Raw genomic sequence first — 20751 nt, 5'->3', positions numbered from 1 at the left:
ATCCCGCGGTCGCGGCGGCGCCGCGCCCCGACGGGCATCCCGAGTGTACTGGGAGGCGTCAGGCGCGCGGACGCGTGCCCTCTGCCAGACCGCGAGCCGTCTCCGCCACCGCGGCGACTCCCCCGGAGGCGAGCGCGCGCACGAGGGCCGAGCCGACGATCGCGCCGTCGGCGTAGGCGAGGATCTCGGCCACCTGGTCGCCGGTCGAGACGCCCACGCCGACGCAGGCGCTGTCCGAGCCGGCGGTGCGCAGGCGCTCGACGAGCGTGCGGGCGGCGCGGTCAACATCCGCGCGCGCTCCGGTGATGCCCATCGTCGAGACCGCGTAGACGAAGCCGCGGCTCGCCTCGACGGTCGCGCGCAGGCGCTCGTCGCTCGAGGAGGGCGCGGCGAGGAAGACCCGGTCGAGGCCGAGGCGCTCGGAGACGGCCATCCACTCGGCTCCCTCGTCGGGGATGAGGTCGGGCGTGATCAGGCCGGAGCCGCCCGCCTCGGCGAGGTCGGTGGCGAAGCGCTCGACGCCGTACTGCAGCACGGGGTTGTAGTACGTCATCACCAGCACCGGCACGTCGACGCGGGCGCGGATCTCGCGGACCGCGTCGAAGCCGTGGCGCAGCCGGAAGCCGCCGGCGAGGGCGGCCTGGGTCGCCTCCTGGATGACGGGGCCGTCCATGACCGGGTCGGAGTAGGGCAGGCCGAGCTCGATCGCGTCCACGCCGTTCTCGGCGAGGGCCACTGCGGCGTCGATGCTCGTCGCGAGGTCCGGGAAGCCGGCGGGCAGGTAGCCGATCAGGGCGCCCGCGGCCTCCTGGTTGCGGCGGCGGACGGTCTCGGCGACGCTCGGGCCGACGACGCTCACGACTGCACCGCGCCCTGGTCGACGAGTCCGAAGTAGCGCGCGGCGGTGGTCATGTCCTTGTCGCCGCGGCCGGAGAGGTTGACCAGGATGGTCGCGTCGGGGCCGAGCTCGCGGCCGAGCTCGAGCGTGCCCGCGAGGGCGTGCGCCGACTCGATCGCGGGGATGATGCCCTCGGTGCGGCTGAGCAGCATCAGGGCGTCCATCGCGGCGGAGTCGGTGACCGCGCGGTAGTCGGCGCGGCCGATGCTGGAGAGCCAGGCGTGCTCGGGGCCGACGCCCGGGTAGTCGAGACCGGCCGAGATCGAGTGCGACTCGACGGTCTGGCCGTCCTCGTCCTGAAGCAGGAAGCTGCGGGCGCCGTGCAGGACGCCGGGGCGGCCCTTGCTGATGGTCGCCGCGTGGCGCGGGGTCTCGATGCCGTCGCCGCCGGCCTCGAAGCCGACCAGCCTGACCTCGGGGTCGTCGAGGAACGCGTGGAAGATGCCCATCGCGTTGGAGCCGCCGCCGACGCAGGCGGTGACCGCGGTGGGCAGGGCGCCGGTGAGCGCGAGGACCTGCTCGCGCGCCTCCTCGCCGATGATCTTCTGGAAGTCGCGCACCATCGCCGGGAAGGGGTGCGGGCCGGCCACGGTGCCGAAGACGTAGTTCGTCGTCTCGACGTTGGTGACCCAGTCGCGCATCGCGTCGTTGATCGCGTCCTTGAGGGTGCGCGAGCCGGTGGTCACCGAGACGACCTCGGCGCCGAGCAGGCGCATCCGGGCGACGTTGAGCGCCTGGCGCTCGGTGTCGACCTCGCCCATGTAGACGACGCAGTCGAGCCCGAAGAGCGCGGCGGCGGTGGCGGTGGCCACGCCGTGCTGGCCGGCGCCGGTCTCGGCGATCACGCGGGTCTTGCCGATGCGCTTGGTCAGCAGCGCCTGGCCGAGCACGTTGTTGATCTTGTGCGAGCCGGTGTGGTTGAGGTCCTCGCGCTTGAGGATGATCCGCGCACCGCCCGCGTGCTCGGCGAAGCGCGGCACCTCGGTGATGATCGAGGGCCGGCCGGTGTAGCTGCGGTGCAGCTCGGTCAGCTCGGCGCGGAACGCCGGGTCGACCTTGGTGCGCTCGTACTCGGCGCTCAGCTCGTCGAGCGCCTTCACGAGCGACTCGGGGACGTAGCGTCCGCCGAAGTCGCCGAAGTAGGGACCGAGTTCGTCTCGGAGTGCCATGGCAGTGCCGCCTATCGGTGGATCGTGATCAGTGCGCCAGGAAGCCGGCGAGGGTGGAGACGGGGTCGCCGCCGGTGACGAGGGACTCGCCGACGAGGACGACGTCCGCGCCGGAGCGGCGGTAGTGCGCGACGTCGTCGGCCGAGAGGACCGCCGACTCCGCGACCTTGACGGCGTCGGCCGGGAAGCGCTCGGAGAGCCGTCCGAAGAGGTCGCGGTCGAGCTCGAAGGTGGAGAGGTCACGGGCGTTGACGCCGATCAGGCGCGCGCCGAGGTCGGCGGCCCGCTCGAGCTCGTCGCCCGAGTGGGTCTCGACCAGCGGGGTCATCCCGAGCTCGAGGACGAGGGCGTGAAGCTCGGCCAGCACGGGCTGCTCGAGCGCGGCGACGATGAGCAGGACGAGGTCCGCTCCGGAGGCGCGCGCCTCGAGCACCTGGTAGGGCTCCGCGATGAAGTCCTTGCGCAGGACCGGGATCGACACCTTCGCGCGGACGGCCTCGAGGTCGGCGAGGGAGCCCTTGAAGCGGCGCTCCTCGGTGAGGACGCTGATCGCGCTCGCTCCCCCGAGCTCGTACTGCCCGGCGAGCAGCGCGGGGTCGGGGATCTCGGCGAGGGCGCCGCGGGACGGGCTGGACCGCTTGACCTCGGCGATGATCCTGACGCGCTCGGCCGGAGCCAGCGCGGCGAGGGCGTCGAGGGCGGGCGGGCGCTCGGCGGCACGCCGCTCGAGGGCGGCGAGCGGGACGGTCTCGCGACGCCGGGCCGCGTCGGCCAGGGCGCCGGCGGTCAGATCGCCGAGCACTCTACGCGCGCGCCTTCGGGTTGGCCTTCGCGCCGTCGACGCCGTAGCCCAGGCGGGCCAGGATCACGCCGACGAGGAGGCCGACCACGACGAGCCCGGCGGACAGCCAGACGACGAGGGGCAGGTCGAACCAGAAGGCGATCGTGCCGACCGTGAAGCCGACCAGCATGATGACGACGGCCGTCCACGCTGCGGGCGAGTGGCCGTGGTTGTCGTCGTCGTGCTCGGTGCTCATGGCTCTCCTCCTGGACGTGCGTGGGAACCAGAGCAGTCTAGCGGCTCGGGGCCGAAGGGCTCCGCCGCCGGGCGGGGTCTGCGGAGGGCGTGCTCAGCGGGCCGAGGTGGGGTCGTCGCCGCGGGACAGCTCGTCCCAGGAGACGACGGGATCGATGTCGCCGTCGTCTGTCTGCACGGTCGTCGCACCGTGGCCGTAGCCGTCGGCGGGCTCGAACCGGGAGGCGCGCTTCTTCTTCGCGCCGGGCCAGCGCCGGACCGTGACGAGCACGAGCACGCCGATGACCGCGGTCAGCACGCCGGCCACCAGCGCGACGACCGGCCAGGCGGTGACGGAGGACGAGGCGACGAGCGCGGCGACCGACTCCCGGCCCGCGATCGCGGTCGCATCGGTGACCAGCGACGAGCCGGAGCGCACGGGATCGGCGAGCGCGGTCGAGGCGGCCAGGACGACCGAGCCGCCGAGGACGATCTGCAGCAGCCCGAGGACGATGCGGAAGGCCGGCCCGGCGATGGCGAGCGCGGCCGCGAGAGCGAGCCCGGCGAGGGCCAGGGCCGACAGGGCCGGCGCGGCCACGGTGCCGACGACGGAGAGCGCCCGGCCGTCGCCGACGCCCGGGGTGAGCACGAGCGTCGCCCAGGGCTGGGTGGAGGCGGTGAGCTCGAGCGCGGCGAGCAGCACGATCCCGAGGATCGCGGAGTACTTGAGGCGCCGGCCGCTCACGCCTGCGGCCCGAGGTCCGTCACCGGGGCGAGCGGATCGACGTCGAAGCAGGAGTGCTCGCCGGTGTGGCAGGCGGCGCCGATCTGCTCGACCTGCACGAGCAGCGTGTCGGCGTCGCAGTCCAGCGCGGCCCCGCGGACGTACTGGGCGTGCCCGGAGGTGTCGCCCTTCCGCCAGTACTCCCGGCGGGAGCGCGACCAGAAGGTCACCCGGCCCTCGGTCAGCGTGCGGCGCAGCGCCTCGCGGTCCATCCAGCCGAGCATCAGAACCTCGCGCGTGTCGTGCTGCTGGATGACGGCGGGCAGGAGTCCGCTCGCGTCGAAGGTCGCGCGGTCGAGGACCGCGGTGAGGTCGTCGGTGCTCGTCGCGCCATCGGTCGTCGTCTCGGTGCTCATCGGCGGATCTCGATCCCGGAGTCGTCGAGGGCGCGCTTCACGTCGCCGATCGTCAGCTCGCGATTGTGGAAGACGGAGGCGGCGAGCACCGCGTCGGCGCCCGCCTCGATGGCGGGGGCGAAGTGCTCGACGGCGCCGGCGCCGCCCGAGGCGATCACCGGCACGGTGCTCAGCTCGCGCATCGCCGTGATCAGCGGCAGGTCGAAGCCCTGCTTGGTGCCGTCGGCGTCGATGGAGTTGACCAGCAGCTCGCCGGCACCGCGCTCGACGGCCTCGGCCGCCCAGGCGAGGGCGTCGAGCGTCGTCTCGCGGCGACCGCCGTGGGTGGTGACGACGAAGCCGGACGGCGTGGCGTCGCTCCGCTTGACGTCGAGCGAGAGCACGAGCACCTGCGCGCCGAAGACGTCGGCGATCTCGCCGATCAGCTCGGGGCGGGCGATCGCAGCGGAGTTGACGCCGACCTTGTCCGCGCCGTGCGCGAGCAGGCGCGAGACGTCCTCGACGGAGCGCACTCCCCCGCCGACGGTGAGCGGGATGAAGACCTGCTCGGCGGTCGCGCGGACGACCTCGTAGGTGGTGGAGCGGTCGTCGACGGTGGCCGTGACGTCGAGGAAGGTCAGCTCGTCGGCGCCCTGCTCGAAGTAGAGGCGGGCGAGCTCGACCGGGTCGCCGGCGTCGCGGAGGTTCTGGAAGTTGACGCCCTTGACGACGCGGCCGGCGGCCACGTCGAGGCACGGGATGACGCGGACGGCGAGACTCATCGCTCCCCCTCCTAGAGGCGTGCGGCGTGGATCGAGGTGACCAGGATCGCGCGGGCGCCGAGGTCGTACAGGCGGTCCATCACCTGGTTCATGTCGGCGCGCGGCACCATGACCCGTACGGCGACCCACTCGGGGTCGTGCAGCGGCGAGACGGTGGGCGACTCGAAGCCGGGCGCGAGCGCGGTGGCGGTCTCGAGCAGCGCGACGGGGCAGTCGTAGTCGAGCAGCACGTACTCGCGCGCCACGAGGACGCCCTGCAGGCGGCGCAGCAGGACCGGGATGCCCTCGGGCTCGCCCGCGCCGGAGACGAGGACGGCCGTGGACTTCAGGATGACGGGGCCGAAAATCTCCAGGCCCGCCTTCCGCAGCGTGGTGCCGGTCTCGACGACGTCGGCGATCACGTCGGCGACGCCGAGCTGGATGGCCGACTCGACCGCGCCGTCCAAGCGGATGAGGGTGACCTCGACGCCGTGCTCGCGCAGGAAGCGGCCGACGAGACCGGGGTAGCTGGTCGCGACGCGGAGGCCGTCGATCTGCTGCAGCTCGGTGTAGCGGCCGGCCGGACCGGCGAAGCGGAAGGTCGAGTCGGCGAAGCCGAGGCTGGCGATCTCGCGCGCCTCGGAGCCGGAGTCGATCAGCAGGTCGCGGCCGGTGACGCCGACGTCCAGCGCGCCGGAGCCGACGTAGGTGGCGATGTCGCGCGGGCGGAGATAGAAGAACTCGACGCCGTTGCGCTCGTCGACGACGTGCAGCTCCTTGGGATCGCGGCGGCCGGTGTAGCCGGCCTCGGCCAGCATCTGGCCGGCGGTCTCGGAGAGCGAGCCCTTGTTCGGGACGGCGACGCGCAGGAGCGCGGGCGGGGCGGCGGTGCCGGTGGTGTCAGGAGTGGTGGGGGTGGTCGTGGTCACGACGGGACGTCCTCTGGAGGTCGAGGGTGATTCGGTGAGCGGAGGCGCGACGGCGCCTCGGAGAGCGTGGGAGCGCGCGGCCACGTGGCGGCGGCGCACTCCGGCGATCGGGGGGACGCTCACAGATGTCGGTAGACGTCGGCCGTCGTCAGGCCCTTCGCGAGCATCAGCACCTGCAGGTGGTAGAGCAGCTGCGAGATCTCCTCGGCCGTGCGCTCGTCGCCCTCGTACTCGGCGGCCATCCACACCTCGGCGGCCTCCTCGACGATCTTCTTGCCGATGAAGTGCACACCGGCGTCGAGCTCGCGGACCGTGCCCGAACCCTCGGGACGCGCGGCGGCCTTCTCGCCCAGCTCAGCGAAGAGGTCGTCGAAAGTTTTCACCGGGGAAGTCTATACGCGGCGGCGGACCGGCGAGGGCGGCCGGGTCAGTGGCGGTGCAGGAGGGAGGACGCGGTGTCGCGGAGCGCGGCGATGGCCGCCTCCGGGTCGTCGGCGCCGAACACGGCGGAGCCGGCGACGAAGGTGTCGGCACCCGCCTCGGCGGCGATCTCGATCGTGCCGGGGGCGATGCCGCCGTCGACCTGGAGCCAGACGTCGAGGCCGATGCCGTCGACGACCTCGCGCAGCGCGTGCAGCTTCGGCATCGTCTCCGCCATGAAGGACTGGCCGCCGAAGCCGGGCTCGACCGTCATCACGAGCACCTGGTCGAACTCGGGCAGCAGGTCGAGGTAGTCGTCGACCGGCGTGCCGGGCTTGAGCGCGATGCCGGCGCGCGCGCCGATCTCACGGAGGCGGCGCGCCAGCGCGACGGCGTCGCGCGCGGCCTCGGCGTGGAAGGTGACGGAGTAGGCGCCCGTCTCGGCGTAGCCCGGCGCCCAGCGGTCGGGGTCGTCGATCATCAGGTGCACGTCGAGGGGGCGCGGCGACACCTCCTGGAGGCGCTGCACCATCGGCAGGCCGAAGGTGAGGTTCGGCACGAAGTGGTTGTCCATCACGTCGACGTGCACGAGATCGGCCCCGGCGATCCGCTGCAGCTCGGCCTCGAAGTTGACGAAGTCGGCGGACAGGATGCTGGGGTTGATCCGTGCGGGCATGCTCCCCAGCCTAGGCCGGGCGGCCGGGCCGTCAGGCCGGGCTGCGGCGCAGCAGCTGGATGAACATCGCGTCCGTCCCGTGCCGGTGCGGCCAGAGCTGCGCGTGCAGCGCGCCCTCGGCCAGCGGCAGCGGCTCGCGGGTGATGCCGCGGAGGACCGCCGGGGTGTCGACGAGCTCGAAGCCGCCGGGGTGGCGCTCCGCGGCGAGGGCGAGCACGCGCTTCGTCTCGCCGAGGTGCGGCGAGCAGGTCACGTAGGCGAGCAGTCCGCCGGGCGCGAGCGCGGCGAGGGCGGAGTCGAGCAGCTCGCCCTGCAGGGCGGCGAGCGGGGCGACGTCGTCGGCGGTCTTCCGCCAGCGCGCCTCCGGGCGGCGGCGGAGGGCGCCGAGTCCGGTGCACGGCGCGTCGAGGAGGACACGGTCGAAGGCCGCCGGTTGCTCCTCACCGAGGGTGCGGCCGTCACCGGTGCGGACCTCGACGGTCGGGTCGACCGCGGCGAGGGCCTGGCGGACCAGCCCCGCCCGCGCCGGGACGACCTCGTTGGCCAGCAGCGTCGCGCCGCCCGCGCGTGCCTCGGCGGCCAGCAGTGCCGCCTTGCCGCCGGGGCCGGCGCAGAGGTCGAGCCAGCGCTCGCCCGCGCGGACGGGCTCGGCGCGGGAGAGCGCGAGCGCGGCCAGCTGCGAGCCCTCGTCCTGGACGCGCACCCGGCCCTCGTGCACGGGCGCGATCGCCTCGGGGTCGCCTCCGGTGCTGACAAGGCCGACCGGCGAGTAGCGGTCGGGCGCGGCGTCGGGCAGCTCGGCGGGCTCCGCGAGGCCGGGCAGGGCGACGAGGTTCACCCGTGGCGCCGCGTTGTCGGCGGCGAGCAGGGCCTCGAGCTCGTCGGCGGCGCCCTCCGCGGTGAGGGCGCGGCGCAGGGCCTTGACGATCCAGACCGGGTGCGAGGTCGCCGCGGCGATCCGGTCGTCACCCGAGGTCGCCGCGTCCGCGACGCGCTGCTGCCACTCCTCGGCGCTCGAGCGGGTCACCGAGCGCAGCACCGCGTTCGCGAAGGCGACGGCGCCGCGGGAGGAGCCGCCCGCGACCAGCGCGACGCTCTCGTTGACGGCGGCGTGCGCGGCGACGCGGGTGCCGAGCAGCTGGTGCACGCCGAGCCGGAGCGCGTCGAGCACCGGGGCGTCGATGGTCTCGACGGCGCGGCCGGCGGCGAGGGCGATCACCCGGTCGTAGTAGCCGGAGAGGCGGAGAGTGCCGTAGCAGAGCTCGGTGGCCAGGCCCGCGTCGGCCGGCGAGAGCTCGGCGGCGCGGATCCGGGCGGGCAGCACGAGGTTGGCGTAGGCGTCGCCGCCGCTGACCGCGAGCAGGACGTCGTAGGCGACCTGGCGGGCCGGCGCGACGCGGGTGCGGACGCTCATGCGAGCACCGTGCTCTCGCGCAGGCCCCGGGCCCAGGCGGCGCCGGGCATCGCGGTCTTGCCGGCGGGCTGCACCGAGACCAGCTCGACCGCGCCGTCGCCCGTGCCGACCAGGGCGCGACCGGCGTCGAGGAGCACGGCGCCGGGCGCGAGGGGAGCGTCCGTGCGCGCCTCGTGGACGGCGAGCACCTTCAGCCGCGCGTCGCCGACCGTCGTGGACGCTCCGGGCTCGGGCGTGACCCCGCGGACGAGCGCGAGGATCCGCGCGGTCGGCAGGGACCAGTCGATCCGGCCGTCGGTCACGTCGAGCTTGGGGGCGAGCGTGACCTCGCCGGACTGCGGCACGGCGACCGCGGTGCCTGCGGCGAGCCCGTCGACGACCTCGCCGGTCAGGGCGGCCCCGCGCTCGGCGAGCACCTCGAGCAGCTCGCCGGCCGAGCGCCCGGCGACCTCCTCCTCGATCTCGGCGAAGACGTCGCCCGCGTCGAGCTCGGCCACCAGCTGGAAGACGGCCGCGCCGATCCGCTGCTCCCCCGCCATCAGCGCGCGCTGGACCGGTGCCGCGCCGCGCCAGCGCGGCAGCAGCGAGAAGTGCAGGTTGATCCAGCCGAGGCGCGGCACCGCCAGCAGCCGCGCGCGGACCAGGCCGCCGTAGGCCACGATCACGCCGAGGTCGGGCTCGAGGGCCCTGATCCGGTCGGTGACCTCCTCGTCGAGGCGGTTCGCCTTGAGCACCGGCAGGCCGAGCTCCTCGGCGACCGCGGCGACCGGCGACGCCGTGAGCACGCGCTTCCGGCCGACGGGCGCGTCGGCCCGGGTGACCACCGCGACGATCTCGTGCTCGGAGGCGGCGAGGGCGCGCAGGGTGGGGACGGCGGCGGCCGGCGTGCCGGCGAAGACGAGGCGCACGAGGAGCTCCTGAGCGTGGGGTCGAGCGGAGAACTGGTCCGGGAGGGACGGGTCTAGAGGATGTCGGGGTCGTCCAGCCGGACGCGCAGCTTCGGCGCCGGCCGGAAGCGGCCCGGCGTGGTGGGCGGCCGGCGGCGGCGGGTCGCGTTGCGGATCACGGCGGACCGGAGGCGGGCGGCGACCTCCGCCCCGCGAGCGTAGTCGAAGCGCACGATCGCCCGGACGGAGCCGTCCTCGAGCCCGACCGGGCCGAGCACCTCGTGCCGGTCGGCCTCGTCGAGCGCGTCGAGCGCCTCCGTCACCGCGTGCGCGTCGCCGCTGACGGTCGCGAGCCGGACGGCGGGCGGGAAGCGCAGCTCGCGCCGCTCGAACAGCTCGGCGCGGAGGTACTCGTCCTGGCGCCAGGTCGCGAGGGCCGTCGCGAGCCGCCCGGCGACGCCGACCAGCAGCACCGGCGCGCCGGGGCGGGCCAGAGCGGCCGCGTTCGACCAGGTGCGCAGGGCGTCGTCGGCGACGCGCAGGCTCTCCCGCGCGAGCATCCGCTCGCCGTCGAGCAGCAGCACGGCGTGGTAGCCGCCGTCGGCCCGGGGCTCGCCGCCGCGGGTGGCGACGACGAGCGCGGGCGTCCCGGGCACGGTGAGGATCGGGTGGGCGCCGTCCGCGACGACGACCTTGACGCCCGGGAACGCGCGGCCGAGCTCCTCCGCCGTCCGTCCCGCGCCGAGGCTCACCAGGCGCAGCGCCGTCGCCTCGCAGACCGAGCAGTGCCAGTCGGCGGCGATCAGGCCGCACCAGCCGCAGCTCGGCCGCGCGCCGGCGGAGTGCACGGCGAGCGGGCCCTGGCAGCGGTTGCAGCGTGCCACGGTGCGGCAGCGTGCGCAGGCGACCACCGGCGCGTAGCCGGGGCGGGCTACCTGGACGAGCACGGGACCCGAGTCGAGGGCGATCCGCGCCTGCCGCCAGGCGGTCGACGGGATGCGCGCGGCCTGGTCGTGCTCGTCGGCGGCCGTCTGCTGCGCGGTCGGCACGACGTGCGGGCGGCGGGAGGGCCGCGGCTGCACCGGGGCGGCGAAGCCCAGGCCGACCAGCCGCTCCACCTCGACCGTGCGGGTGTTGCCGAGCAGGACCAGCCCGGCGCCGCTCTGCTCCTGCCGGACCAGCGCGACGTCGCGGGCGTGCGCGTAGGGCGCGAGCGGCTCGGCGAAGAGCGGATCGCCGTCGTCCCAGAGCGCGATCAGGCCGAGCGCCGACGAGGGCGCGTAGAGCACGGAGCGGTTGCCGACGATGACCCGCGGCCCGGGAGTGAGGCAGCGCAGGAACGCGGCGTAGCGGCCGGCGCCCTTCTGCCGGGCGTCGAGGCGGACGACCGCGTCCTCGGGGACGTGCTCGGCGAGGGCCTGCTCGAGCTGCTCCTGATCGCGGTAGTCCGGCACCGCCAGGATCGCGTCGCGCCCGGCCGCCAGCACGGTGCGGGCGAGCTCGGCGAGCGTCACCGCCCAGCCGCCGACCCAGGCACCGGAGGCGAGCTGCACCGGCGCAGGCACGGCGTTCACCGCGAGACGCCCGCCGTCGAGGAGGCCGTCGAAGGTCTCCGCGGGATAGCCGGTCACCGCGCCGGGCCCGGTGCCGTCCGCGTCCGGCTCGGCCGGGGTGGGGTCCGCGACCGGCTCGGCCGGGGTGGGGTCCGCGACCGGCTCGGCCGGGCCGGCGTCCGCGTCCGCCTCGGCGAGGGCCGCGAGGTGCGCCCGCTCGACACGCACGTGGCGCCGCGGCACGGCGAGGCGCAGCACGTCGCTCGCTCCCCCGGCGGCGCGGTCGGCGACCCGCCGGGCGAGGGTCCAGACCTCCGGGGTCAGCACGACGAGCGGCGAGACGAGCTCCTCGAGCTCGCTCAGCGCGCCCGCGTGCTCGGAGCCCTCGCCGACCTCGACGACGAACGCGTCCGCGATCCGCCCGCCGGTGCGCAACGGGACGCGGACCCGGACACCCGGCCGCACGCCGTCGCGGAGCGCCTCGGGGACGGCGTAGTCGAGCAGCCGGTCGAGCTGCGGGAGCGGCGAGTCGAGGAGCACGCGCGCGACGCGCCCCTCGGGACCGGTCACCGCCTCCCCCGCCGCGTCGGCGCCTACGAGAGACCCGCGGCGGAGCGGAGGTCGTCGACGCGGTCGAGGCGCTCCCAGGTGAAGTCGGGCAGCTCACGGCCGAAGTGCCCGTAGACCGAGGTCTGCGAGTAGATCGGGCGGAGAAGGTCGAGCGCGTGGATGATCGCGGCGGGACGGAGGTCGAAGACCGAGCGGATCGCCTCGGTGATCTGCTCGTCGGGCAGCGTGCCGGTGCCGAACGTCTCGACGTAGAGGCCGACCGGGGCGGCCTTGCCGATCGCGTAGGCGACCTGCACCTCCATCCGGCGGGCGAGACCCGCGGCGACCGCGTTCTTCGCGACCCAGCGCATGGCGTAGGCGGCCGAGCGGTCGACCTTCGACGGGTCCTTGCCCGAGAAGGCGCCGCCGCCGTGGCGCGCGGCTCCGCCGTAGGTGTCGACGATGATCTTGCGGCCGGTGAGCCCGGCGTCGCCCTGCGGGCCGCCGATCTCGAAGCGGCCGGAGGGGTTGATCAGCAGGCGCACGCCGGAGGAGTCGAGGTCGACGCGCTCGAGCACGGGGCGGATCACGTGCTCCTCGATGTCCGCGTGGATCGTGGCGGTGCTCACGTGCTCGGCGTGCTGGGTGGAGAGCACGACCGTGTCGATCGTCGCCGGCGTCGTGCCGTCGTAGCCGATGGTGACCTGCGTCTTGCCGTCGGGCCGGAGGTAGTCCAGCTCGCCGGTCTTGCGGACCTCGGCGAGGCGCTCCGCGAGGCGGTGCGAGAGCCAGCTCGGCAGCGGCATGTACTCGGGGGTCTCGTCGGTGGCGAAGCCGAACATCAGGCCCTGGTCGCCCGCGCCCTGGCGGTCGAACGCGTCCTCGTCGGAGGCGTCGCCGCGCACCTCGAGGGCGGTGTCGACGCCCGCGGCGATCTCGGGCGACTGCTGCCCGATCGAGACGGAGACGCCGCAGGAGCGGCCGTCGAAGCCCTTGAGCGAGGAGTCGTAGCCGATCTCGACGATGGTGTCGCGGACGATCGCGGGGATCTCGACGTAGCCGGAGGTGGAGACCTCGCCGGCGACGTGCACGAGCCCCGTGGTGACGAGCGTCTCGACGGCGACCCGGCTGCGCGGGTCCTCGCGGAGGAGCGCATCGAGGATGCGGTCCGAGATCTGATCGCAGATCTTGTCCGGGTGACCCTCGGTCACGGACTCGGAGGTGAACAGGCGGAGGGGGCCGGAGGTCATGTCGAGCGTCTCATTCCGTAGGGCGCGGCAGCCGGAGCTGTCTCGATCCGGTGCAGTCCCGCACCGGGCTCGCCCTATCACCGGGGGCGGACCGGGCCAGGGTGACGCCCTAGCGCGCGACCACGTCGAGGACGCGATCGGCGACCGACGCCTTGCTGCCGGAAGCCTCGATCACTATATCTCCGGCCGGATCGAGGACCACCACGGTGTTGCTGTCGCTCTGGAAGCCCTCGGCCCAGCCGACCCTGTTGAGGACGAGCAGGTCGCAGCCCTTGCGGACGATCTTGGCGCGGCCGAGCGCGAGCATCGCGTCCCGGTCGGGCTCGGTCTCGGCGGCGAAGCCGACGATCAGCTGCCCGTCGGTCTTCGCGGCGGAGATCTCGGCGAGGATGTCGGGGTTCTTCACGAGCTCGAGGACGAGGCGGTCGCCCTGCTGCTCCTTCTTGATCTTGGCCTCGGAGACGTCGGCCGGACGGTAGTCGGCGACGGCCGCGGCCATGATCACGATGTCGGCGTCGCGGGCGGCGGCGAGCGCGGCCTCGCGCAGCTCCTGGGCGGTCCCGACGGGGACCACCGTGACGCCCTGCGGCGCCTCGATGTCGAGGTTCGCGGCGAGGAGGGTGACCCTCGCTCCGCGCGCGGCCGCGGCGAGCGCGAGCGCGACGCCCTGCCGGCCGCTGGAGCGGTTGCCGACGAAGCGGACCGGGTCGAGCGGCTCGCGGGTGCCGCCGGCGGTGACGAGGACGCGCAGGCCCTCGAGGTCGCGCCGGGCGGCGGTGGCCCGCGCGTGGACGGCGAGGGCCTCGGCGACGATCGTCGCGGGCTCCTCCATCCGGCCCGGGCCAGAGTCGGCGCCGGTGAGCTGGCCGACGGCCGGGCCGACGAGGTGGACGCCGCGGGAGCGGAGCGTCGCGACGTTCGCGACCGTCGCCGCGTTCGCCCACATCTCGGTGTGCATCGCCGGAGCGACCACGACCGGAGCGGTGCTGGCGAGCACGGTGTTGCCGAGCAGGTCGTCGGCGAGGCCGGTCGCCAGCTTGGCCAGGGTGTGCGCTGTCGCCGGAGCGATCACGATCAGGTCGGCCGCCTGGCCGATCGCCACGTGCCGCACCTCGGCGACGCCCTCGTAGAGCTCGGTGTGCACCGCGTTCCGCGAGATCGCCTCGAGCGTCGGCTTCCCGACGAAGCGCAGCGCCGCCTCGGTGGCCACGACGTGGACGTCGTGGCCCTCGAGGACCAGCGCGCGGACGACTCCGACCGCCTTGTAGGCGGCGATGCCGCCGGTGATCCCGACGACGACGTTCAGCCGTGCGGCCCGTCTCGATGACCGCATGTCGCGGAGCGCCCCCGGTCGGGACTACTCGTCGAGGGGCTCGGCGACCGGACGGGCGACGAGCTTGTCCTCGTTGATCTCGTGCAGCGCGACGGAGAGCGGCTTGTCGTCGATGGTGGAGTCGACCAGCGGGCCGACGTTGTCGAACAGGCTGCCCTCGTGCAGGTCGGCGTAGTAGTCGTTGATCTGGCGCGCGCGCTTGGAGGCGAAGATGACGAGCGCGTACTTCGAGTCGACCTTCGAGAGCAGCTCGTCGATGGGCGGGTCGATGATGCCGAGGTTGTTGGCCATGGTGTCTCCTAGCGTGGCGCGAAGCGCCGATCTGCGGCTCCGGAGCGGCACGGCGCGCGATCACCGGGGAGGGCGATCGGGGCAAGGCCCGGAGGTGGTCGGTGGTCTCGGTCTCAGCGACCCGGATCGGCGGGCGTGCTGTCGGAGCGAGGCGACATCAATTCTACGACCTCGCGGGCCGCTTCGGGCACGGTGCTGTTGACGACGCAGAAATCGAACTCGTCCTGCGCGGCCAGCTCGACCTTTGCGGTGGCCAGTCGGCGCTCCTGCTCCTCCGCGCTCTCGGTGCCGCGGCCGACCAGGCGGCGCACCAGCTCCTCCCAGCTCGGAGGCAGCAGGAAGACGAGCCGGGCGTCGCCCATCCGCTCGCGGACCTGCCGCGCGCCCTGGATGTCGATCTCGAGCATGACCTGGCGACCGGCGGCGAGGGCCGCGTCGATCGGGCCGCGGGGCGTGCCGTAGCGGTAGGCGTTGTGCACCGTCGCGTACTCGAGGAACTCCCCCGCCTCGACCATGCGGTCGAACTCGGCGTCGTCGACGAAGTAGTAGCTGACGCCCTCGATCTCGCCGGGGCGCGGGGCACGCGTGGTCGCCGAGACGGACAGCAGGACGTCGGGGTAGTTCTCGCGGATGTAGCCGGAGACGGTGCCCTTGCCGACCGCGGTCGGACCGGCCAGCACGACGAGCCGGTTGCGCTCGCCGCGGCGCTGGCGCGACTCGCGCTCCTCCAGGAACGCGCCGAGGCCCTCGACCTGACGACGGCCGAGGCCGCCCAGGCGCTTGGACGGCGCGATGCCGAGCTGCTCCATCACCCGGGGCGTCTTCACTACGCCGAGGGCGGGGACGGCGCGCAGCAGCTCGCTGACGCGCATCCGCCCCTCGACGCCGGTCGGGTCCTCCTGCGCGGCGGCGAGCACGGCCGTCGCGAGCCGGTCGCCGGCGGCGACGCCCTTCTTCACCTGGGCGCGGGCGCGGCGCGCGGCGATCGCGGCCTCCGAGGCGGCGCGGCGGTCGACGGCGGGCGGTGCAGGACGGCGCGCGCCGGACGGCGCCTCGGCGGCGGGGTCGATCGGGCTGACGGCTTCAGCGGACAAGGGTCTCCTGGAGGTGTGCGGCTCGGCGGTCGATCTCGGCGGCGATCCCGTCCGGGCCGGCGCCGAGGACACTGCGCGATTCGCTCACGATCGTCGAGGCGGCCAGCGCTCCGAACAGCCGCGACGCGTCCGCGGTGTCGGCGCCCTGGTGGCCGAAGCCGGGCGCCAGCACCGGCAGTGCGGGGCGGAGCGGAGTGCCCGTGCCGATGCCGTAGTCGCCGAGCGCGACCGTGGCCCCGAGCACGACGCCGACCGAGCCGATCGACGAGCGCGCGTGTCCCGCGTTCCAGGATGCCACGTCGGCCAGCACCGCGCGCGCCACGGTCGAGCCGGCGGCGGGCCCGTCCTGCAGCAGCGCGCGCTGCACCGGCCGCGCCTCGGCGTTGGAGGTAGCGGCGAGGACGAAGACGCCCTTGCCCGACTCCTCGGCCAGCGCGAGCATGCCCTCGAGCGAGCCGACGCCCTGGTAGGCGGCGGCCGTCATCGCGTCGGCCTCGAGCGGCGAGCCCGGCCGGAGCCAGGCCTCGGCGTAGGCCGTGACGCTCGTGCCGATGTCGCCGCGCTTCGCGTCCGCGATGACCAGCAGGCCCGCGGCGCGCGCGTCGGCGAGGACGCGCTCGAGCGCCGCGTAGCCCGCGGAGCCGTGCCGCTCGAAGAACGCGACCTGCGGCTTGACCAGGCCGACCCGGCCGGCCGAGGCCTCGACGACCCGCCGGCCGAAGGACTCCAGGCCCGCCGCGCTGTCGTCCAGGCCCCAGGAGTCGAGCAGGAACGCGTGCGGATCGATCCCGACGCAGAGCTGCCCGAACGCGTCGAACGCGGCCTCGAGCCGGGCGCCGAAGGACTCGGCGCCCGGCTGCGCGACGGCGTCCGTCACGCGGTGCGCTCCGCCCGGCGGACCGCGTAGTCCTGCAGGCTCGTCACCTCGAACGGCTCGGCGGCGGCGTCGAGCGAGGCGACGGCCGCGGCGAGCTGGGCGATGGTGGTGAACAGCGGCTTGTCCGCGGCGACCGCGGCGGCGCGGATCTCGTAGCCGTCGGCACGGGAGGCCCCGCCGCTCGGCGTGTTGATCACGACGTCGACCTGGTCGCGGTTGACCAGCTCCACGATCGAGGGCGCGTCGTCGACGGCCTCCTCGCTGTACTTGCGGACGACCCGGGCCTGGATGCCGTTGCGGTTGAGCACCTCGGCCGTGCCCTCGGTGGCGAGGATCTCGAAGCCGAGCTGGCGCAGGCGCAACGCAGGCAGCACGATCGAGCGCTTGTCGCGATCGGCGACCGAGATGAACACGGTGCCGCTGGCGGGCATCCCGCCGTAGGCCGCCTCCTGGCTCTTCGCGAACGCCCGGGGGAAGTCGCGGTCGATGCCCATGACCTCGCCGGTCGAGCGCATCTCGGGGCCGAGCAGCGAGTCGACGATCTTGCCCTCCTTGGTGCGGAAGCGCTTGAACGGCAGGACCGCCTCCTTCACCGCGATCGGCGAGTCCATCGGCACGTCGGAGCCGTCGCGCTCGGGCAGCAGGCCCTCGGCCTTGAGCTCGGCGATGGTCTCGCCGACCATCAGGCGCGAGGCGGCCTTCGCGAGCGGGATGCCGAGCGCCTTCGAGACGAACGGCACGGTGCGCGAGGCGCGCGGGTTCGCCTCGAGGACGTAGAGCACGCCCTGGCCGATCGCGAACTGCACGTTGAGCAGGCCGCGGACGCCGACGCCCTCGGCGATGGCGAGGGTCGCCTCGCGGACCTTGTCGATCTGCTGGCGGCCCAGGGTGACCGGCGGCAGCGTGCAGGCCGAGTCGCCGGAGTGGATGCCGGCCTCCTCGATGTGCTCCATCACGCCGCCGATGTAGAGCTGCTCGCCGTCGTAGAGCGCGTCGACGTCGATCTCGATCGCGTCGTCGAGGAAGCGGTCGACGAGCAGCGGGTGCGTCGCGTCGATGATCCCCTCGTCGGCCATCCGGGCGAAGTAGTCCTCGAGCTGCGGGGAGCCGTAGACGATCTCCATGCCGCGGCCGCCGAGGACGAACGACGGGCGGACGAGAACGGGGTAGCCGATCTCCACCGCGACCTCGAGGGCGCCCCCGAGGTCGGTCGCCGTGCCGTTGCGCGGGGCGAGCAGGCCGGCCTCGTCGAGGATCCGGGAGAACGCGCCGCGCTCCTCCGCGAGGTCGATGTTGGCGGGCGTGGTGCCGAGGATCGGCACGCCCTCGGCCTCGAGGCCGGCGGCGAGACCGAGCGCGGTCTGGCCGCCCAGCTGCACGACGACGCCGACGAGCTCGCCGGACTGCGACTCCGCGTGGATGACCTCGAGCACGTCCTCGAGCGTCAGCGGCTCGAAGTACAGGCGGTCGGAGGTGTCGTAGTCGGTCGAGACCGTCTCCGGGTTGCAGTTGATCATGATCGTCTCGAACCCGGCGGCCGAGAGCGCGAACGACGCGTGCACGCAGGAGTAGTCGAACTCGACGCCCTGGCCGATGCGGTTCGGGCCGGAGCCGAGGATGACGACCTTGCGGCGGTCGGCCGCGACGACCTCGGTCTCCTCGTCGTAGGAGGAGTAGTGGTACGGCGTCAGCGCCGGGAACTCGCCGGCGCAGGTGTCGACCGTCTTGTAGACCGGGCGGACGGCGAGGTCGTAGCGGGTGCGGCGCACCTCGGCCTCGTCGAGACCGCGCAGCTGGGCGATCTGCACGTCGGAGAAGCCGTGGTCCTTCGCCAGGCGCAGGACGCCGGCGTCGAGGCCGTCGTGCTCGCGCACCAGCTCCGCGATCTCGTTGATCAGCACGATCTGGTCGAGGAACCACGGGTCGATCTTGGTCGCCTCGAAGGCCTGCTCGACGCTCGCGCCCAGGCGCAGTGCCTGCTGCACGGTGACGATGCGGCCGTCGGTCGGGGTCTTCGCGATCTCGAGCAGCTCCTCGACCGAGCGCGTCTGATCGCCCCAGTGGAAGGAGGAGCCGCGCTTCTCGAGCGAGCGGAGCGCCTTCTGCAGCGCCTGCGCGTAGTTGCGGCCGATCGCCATCGCCTCGCCGACCGACTTCATGGTCGTGGTCAGCGTCTTGTCGGCGGCCGGGAACTTCTCGAAGGCGAAGCGCGGCACCTTGACCACGACGTAGTCGAGGGTCGGCTCGAAGCTCGCCGGGGTCACCTTGGTGATGTCGTTCGGGATCTCGTCGAGGCGGTAGCCGATCGCGAGCTTCGCGGCGATCTTGGCGATCGGGAAGCCGGTCGCCTTCGAGGCCAGCGCCGACGAGCGCGAGACGCGCGGGTTCATCTCGATCACGATGATCCGGCCGTCGGCGGGGTCGATCGCGAACTGGATGTTGCAGCCGCCGGTGTCCACGCCCACGTCGCGGATGATCCGGATGCCGATGTCGCGCAGCTTCTGGTACTCGCGGTCGGTCAGGGTCAGCGCCGGAGCGACCGTGATCGAGTCGCCGGTGTGCACGCCGACGGGGTCGACGTTCTCGATCGAGCAGACGACGACCGTGTTGTCGGCCGTGTCGCGCATCAGCTCGAGCTCGTACTCCTTCCAGCCGAGGATCGACTCCTCGAGGAGCACCTCGGTGGTCGGGCTCTGGTGCAGGCCGTCGCCGACCATCCGCACGAGCTCGTCGACCGAGTGCGCGAAGCCGGAGCCGAGACCGCCCATGGTGAAGGAGGGCCGGATGACCAGCGGGTAGCCGAGGTCCTCGGCGAAGCCGATCGCCTCCTCGACGGTGTGCGCGATGTACGACTTGGCGACGTCGGCACCCGCGTCCAGCACGAGCTGCTTGAAGATCTGGCGGTCCTCGCCGCGGTTGATCGCCTCGAAGCTCGCGCCGATCAGCTCGACGTCGTACTTCTCCAGGATTCCGAGGTCGTGCAGCTGGATCGCGGCGTTGAGCGCGGTCTGGCCGCCGAGGGTCGGCAGGATCGCGTCGGGGCGCTCCTTGGCGATGATCGCCTCGATCGCCTTCGGGGTGATCGGCTCGACGTAGGTCGCGTCGGCGAAGTCCGGGTCGGTCATGATCGTCGCCGGGTTGGAGTTGACGAGGATGACGCGGACGCCCTCCTCGCGCAGCACGCGGCAGGCCTGAGTGCCCGAGTAGTCGAACTCGACCGCCTGGCCGATCACGATCGGGCCGGAGCCGATGACGAGGACGCTTCTGATGTCTTCCCTGCGGGGCATTACTTCTGCTCTCCGGTGGTCGAGGCGGTGGTGTCGGTCGAGGTGGTGGAGTCTGCGGTGGCGGGCTCGGCGCCGCCCTGCTCGGCCGTGCGCTGCACGACCATGGCGCGGAAGCGGTCGAAGAGGTGGTTCGAGTCGTGCGGGCCGGCCGCCGCCTCCGGGTGGTACTGGACCGAGAACGCGGGGATGTCGAGGCAGCGCAGGCCCTCGACGACCGAGTCGTTGAGGCTGTAGTGGCTGACCTCGACACGGCCGAAGCCCTCGGGCGAGTCGAGCTCGCCGTCGATCGGCGCGTCGACCGCGAAGCCGTGGTTCTGCGAGGTGATCTCCACCCGGCCGGTCAGCTTGTCGAGGACCGGCTGGTTGATCCCGCGGTGGCCGAACGGCAGCTTGTAGGTGCCGAAGCCGAGCGCGCGGCCGAGCAGCTGGTTGCCGAAGCAGATGCCGAAGAACGGCAGGTCGGCGCGGAGCGTGGTGCGCAGCAGGTCGACGTGGCGGTCGGAGGCCTCCGGGTCGCCGGGCCCGTTCGAGAAGAACAGCGCGGAGGGGTCGAGCGCGAGCACCTGCTCGGCGGTCGTCGACTCGGGCAGGACGTGCACGTCGAAGCCGCGCTCGGAGAGGTAGTTGACCGTCGAGGTCTTCACGCCCAGGTCGATCACGGCGACCGAGCCGACGCGCTCGCCCTGCGCGGGCACGGTGTAGCGCTCCTCGGTGGAGACGGAGGACGAGAGGTTCAGCCCCGCCATCTGCGCGCCGCCGAGCACCAGGGCGAGCTGCTCCTCCTCGGGGAGGGCGAGGTCCTCGCCGGAGAAGACGCCGGAGCGCATCGAGCCGAGCGAGCGGATGTGCCGGGTGATCGCGCGGGTGTCGACCCCGGAGATGCCGACGATGCCGTCCTTCTCCAGGTCGTCGTCGAGCGAGCGCTGCGAGCGGAAGTTCGAGACCACACGGGAGGGGTCGCGGACGACGTAGCCGGCGACCCAGATGCGGCGCGACTCCTCGTCCTCGTCGTTCATCCCGGTGTTGCCGATGTGCGGGGCGGTCTGCACGACGATCTGACCCGCGTAGGACGGGTCGGTCAGCGTCTCCTGGTAGCCGGTCATGCCGGTCGCGAAGACGATCTCACCGAGCGTGCGGCCGCGTGCGCCGTAGGCCTGACCCGAGAATCGTCGCCCGTCCTCGAGGACGAGGACGGCGGTGGGTTCGGTGCTGAGGCGTGTGGTTGGCAC

Annotated in this window: 20 protein-coding genes; all 20 read right to left on the bottom strand. The window is 73.6% G+C overall.

The features are described from left to right. Positions 1–58: 58 nt before the first annotated feature. Complete coding sequence (gene trpA, locus MT353_RS09425) at positions 59–859, bottom strand: tryptophan synthase subunit alpha (RefSeq protein ID WP_243624260.1); 801 nt, start codon at positions 857–859, stop codon at positions 59–61. Further along, positions 856–2067 (bottom strand): tryptophan synthase subunit beta, encoded by a 1212-nt coding sequence (gene trpB, locus MT353_RS09420; protein ID WP_123446237.1) that lies wholly within the window; start codon positions 2065–2067, stop codon positions 856–858. Before trpB ends, trpA begins: the two co-directional genes overlap by 4 nt. 28 nt (positions 2068–2095) lie before the next feature. Next, positions 2096–2869 carry an indole-3-glycerol phosphate synthase TrpC gene (trpC, locus tag MT353_RS09415; protein WP_243624259.1) on the bottom strand — a complete coding sequence of 258 codons (774 nt, stop codon included), beginning with the start codon at positions 2867–2869 and terminating at the stop codon, positions 2096–2098. A 1-nt stretch (position 2870) separates the two neighbouring features. Beyond that, entirely contained in the window at positions 2871–3104 is a 234-nt protein-coding gene (locus tag MT353_RS09410) for a DUF6704 family protein (RefSeq protein ID WP_123446235.1), read from the bottom strand. Positions 3105–3197: 93 nt separating this feature from the next. Further along, positions 3198–3827, bottom strand: a complete 630-nt coding sequence (locus MT353_RS09405) for a Trp biosynthesis-associated membrane protein (protein WP_243624258.1) — start codon at positions 3825–3827, stop codon at positions 3198–3200. After that, positions 3824–4222: a phosphoribosyl-AMP cyclohydrolase gene (hisI, locus tag MT353_RS09400; RefSeq protein ID WP_243624257.1), complete on the bottom strand. Its 399-nt coding sequence runs from the start codon at positions 4220–4222 to the stop codon at positions 3824–3826. The genes MT353_RS09405 and hisI overlap by 4 nt, the downstream gene beginning before the upstream one ends. Next, positions 4219–4983, bottom strand: a complete 765-nt coding sequence (gene hisF, locus MT353_RS09395; protein WP_123735821.1) for an imidazole glycerol phosphate synthase subunit HisF — start codon at positions 4981–4983, stop codon at positions 4219–4221. The genes hisI and hisF overlap by 4 nt, the downstream gene beginning before the upstream one ends. A gap of 11 nt (positions 4984–4994) precedes the next feature. Then, entirely contained in the window at positions 4995–5891 is an 897-nt protein-coding gene (hisG, locus tag MT353_RS09390) for an ATP phosphoribosyltransferase (protein ID WP_308197483.1), read from the bottom strand. A 119-nt stretch (positions 5892–6010) separates the two neighbouring features. Next, positions 6011–6274 carry a phosphoribosyl-ATP diphosphatase gene (locus tag MT353_RS09385; protein WP_055791842.1) on the bottom strand — a complete coding sequence of 88 codons (264 nt, stop codon included), beginning with the start codon at positions 6272–6274 and terminating at the stop codon, positions 6011–6013. A gap of 44 nt (positions 6275–6318) precedes the next feature. After that, entirely contained in the window at positions 6319–6987 is a 669-nt protein-coding gene (gene rpe, locus MT353_RS09380; RefSeq protein WP_243624256.1) for a ribulose-phosphate 3-epimerase, read from the bottom strand. Positions 6988–7018: 31 nt separating this feature from the next. Beyond that, positions 7019–8401: an RsmB/NOP family class I SAM-dependent RNA methyltransferase gene (locus MT353_RS09375; RefSeq protein ID WP_243624255.1), complete on the bottom strand. Its 1383-nt coding sequence runs from the start codon at positions 8399–8401 to the stop codon at positions 7019–7021. Continuing rightward, on the bottom strand, positions 8398–9309 hold the full coding sequence (gene fmt, locus MT353_RS09370) for a methionyl-tRNA formyltransferase (protein ID WP_243624254.1): 912 nt from the start codon (positions 9307–9309) through the stop codon (positions 8398–8400). The genes MT353_RS09375 and fmt overlap by 4 nt, the downstream gene beginning before the upstream one ends. A gap of 53 nt (positions 9310–9362) precedes the next feature. Next, positions 9363–11411, bottom strand: a complete 2049-nt coding sequence (locus MT353_RS09365; RefSeq protein ID WP_243624253.1) for a primosomal protein N' — start codon at positions 11409–11411, stop codon at positions 9363–9365. Between the two features lie 23 nt (positions 11412–11434). Next, on the bottom strand, positions 11435–12640 hold the full coding sequence (gene metK / locus MT353_RS09360; protein WP_127886900.1) for a methionine adenosyltransferase: 1206 nt from the start codon (positions 12638–12640) through the stop codon (positions 11435–11437). A 109-nt stretch (positions 12641–12749) separates the two neighbouring features. Beyond that, positions 12750–13946 (bottom strand): bifunctional phosphopantothenoylcysteine decarboxylase/phosphopantothenate--cysteine ligase CoaBC, encoded by a 1197-nt coding sequence (gene coaBC / locus MT353_RS09355; RefSeq protein WP_243600282.1) that lies wholly within the window; start codon positions 13944–13946, stop codon positions 12750–12752. 51 nt (positions 13947–13997) lie between these two features. Beyond that, positions 13998–14264, bottom strand: a complete 267-nt coding sequence (rpoZ, locus tag MT353_RS09350) for a DNA-directed RNA polymerase subunit omega (protein WP_123446225.1) — start codon at positions 14262–14264, stop codon at positions 13998–14000. Positions 14265–14377: 113 nt separating this feature from the next. Then, complete coding sequence (gmk, locus tag MT353_RS09345; protein ID WP_243624693.1) at positions 14378–15334, bottom strand: guanylate kinase; 957 nt, start codon at positions 15332–15334, stop codon at positions 14378–14380. Between the two features lie 13 nt (positions 15335–15347). Next, entirely contained in the window at positions 15348–16235 is an 888-nt protein-coding gene (gene pyrF, locus MT353_RS09340; protein ID WP_243599948.1) for an orotidine-5'-phosphate decarboxylase, read from the bottom strand. Then, positions 16232–19522 (bottom strand): carbamoyl-phosphate synthase large subunit, encoded by a 3291-nt coding sequence (gene carB / locus MT353_RS09335; RefSeq protein WP_243624252.1) that lies wholly within the window; start codon positions 19520–19522, stop codon positions 16232–16234. Before carB ends, pyrF begins: the two co-directional genes overlap by 4 nt. Then, positions 19522–20751 (bottom strand): glutamine-hydrolyzing carbamoyl-phosphate synthase small subunit, encoded by a 1230-nt coding sequence (carA, locus tag MT353_RS09330; protein WP_243624251.1) that lies wholly within the window; start codon positions 20749–20751, stop codon positions 19522–19524. Before carA ends, carB begins: the two co-directional genes overlap by 1 nt.

The sequence above is a fragment of the Rathayibacter sp. VKM Ac-2927 genome, from assembly GCF_022815525.1.
In the GTDB taxonomy this organism is placed as follows: domain Bacteria; phylum Actinomycetota; class Actinomycetes; order Actinomycetales; family Microbacteriaceae; genus Rathayibacter; species Rathayibacter festucae.
Note: the sequence above shows the minus strand (reverse complement) of the source record. Positions and strands in the feature narration are given on the sequence as shown.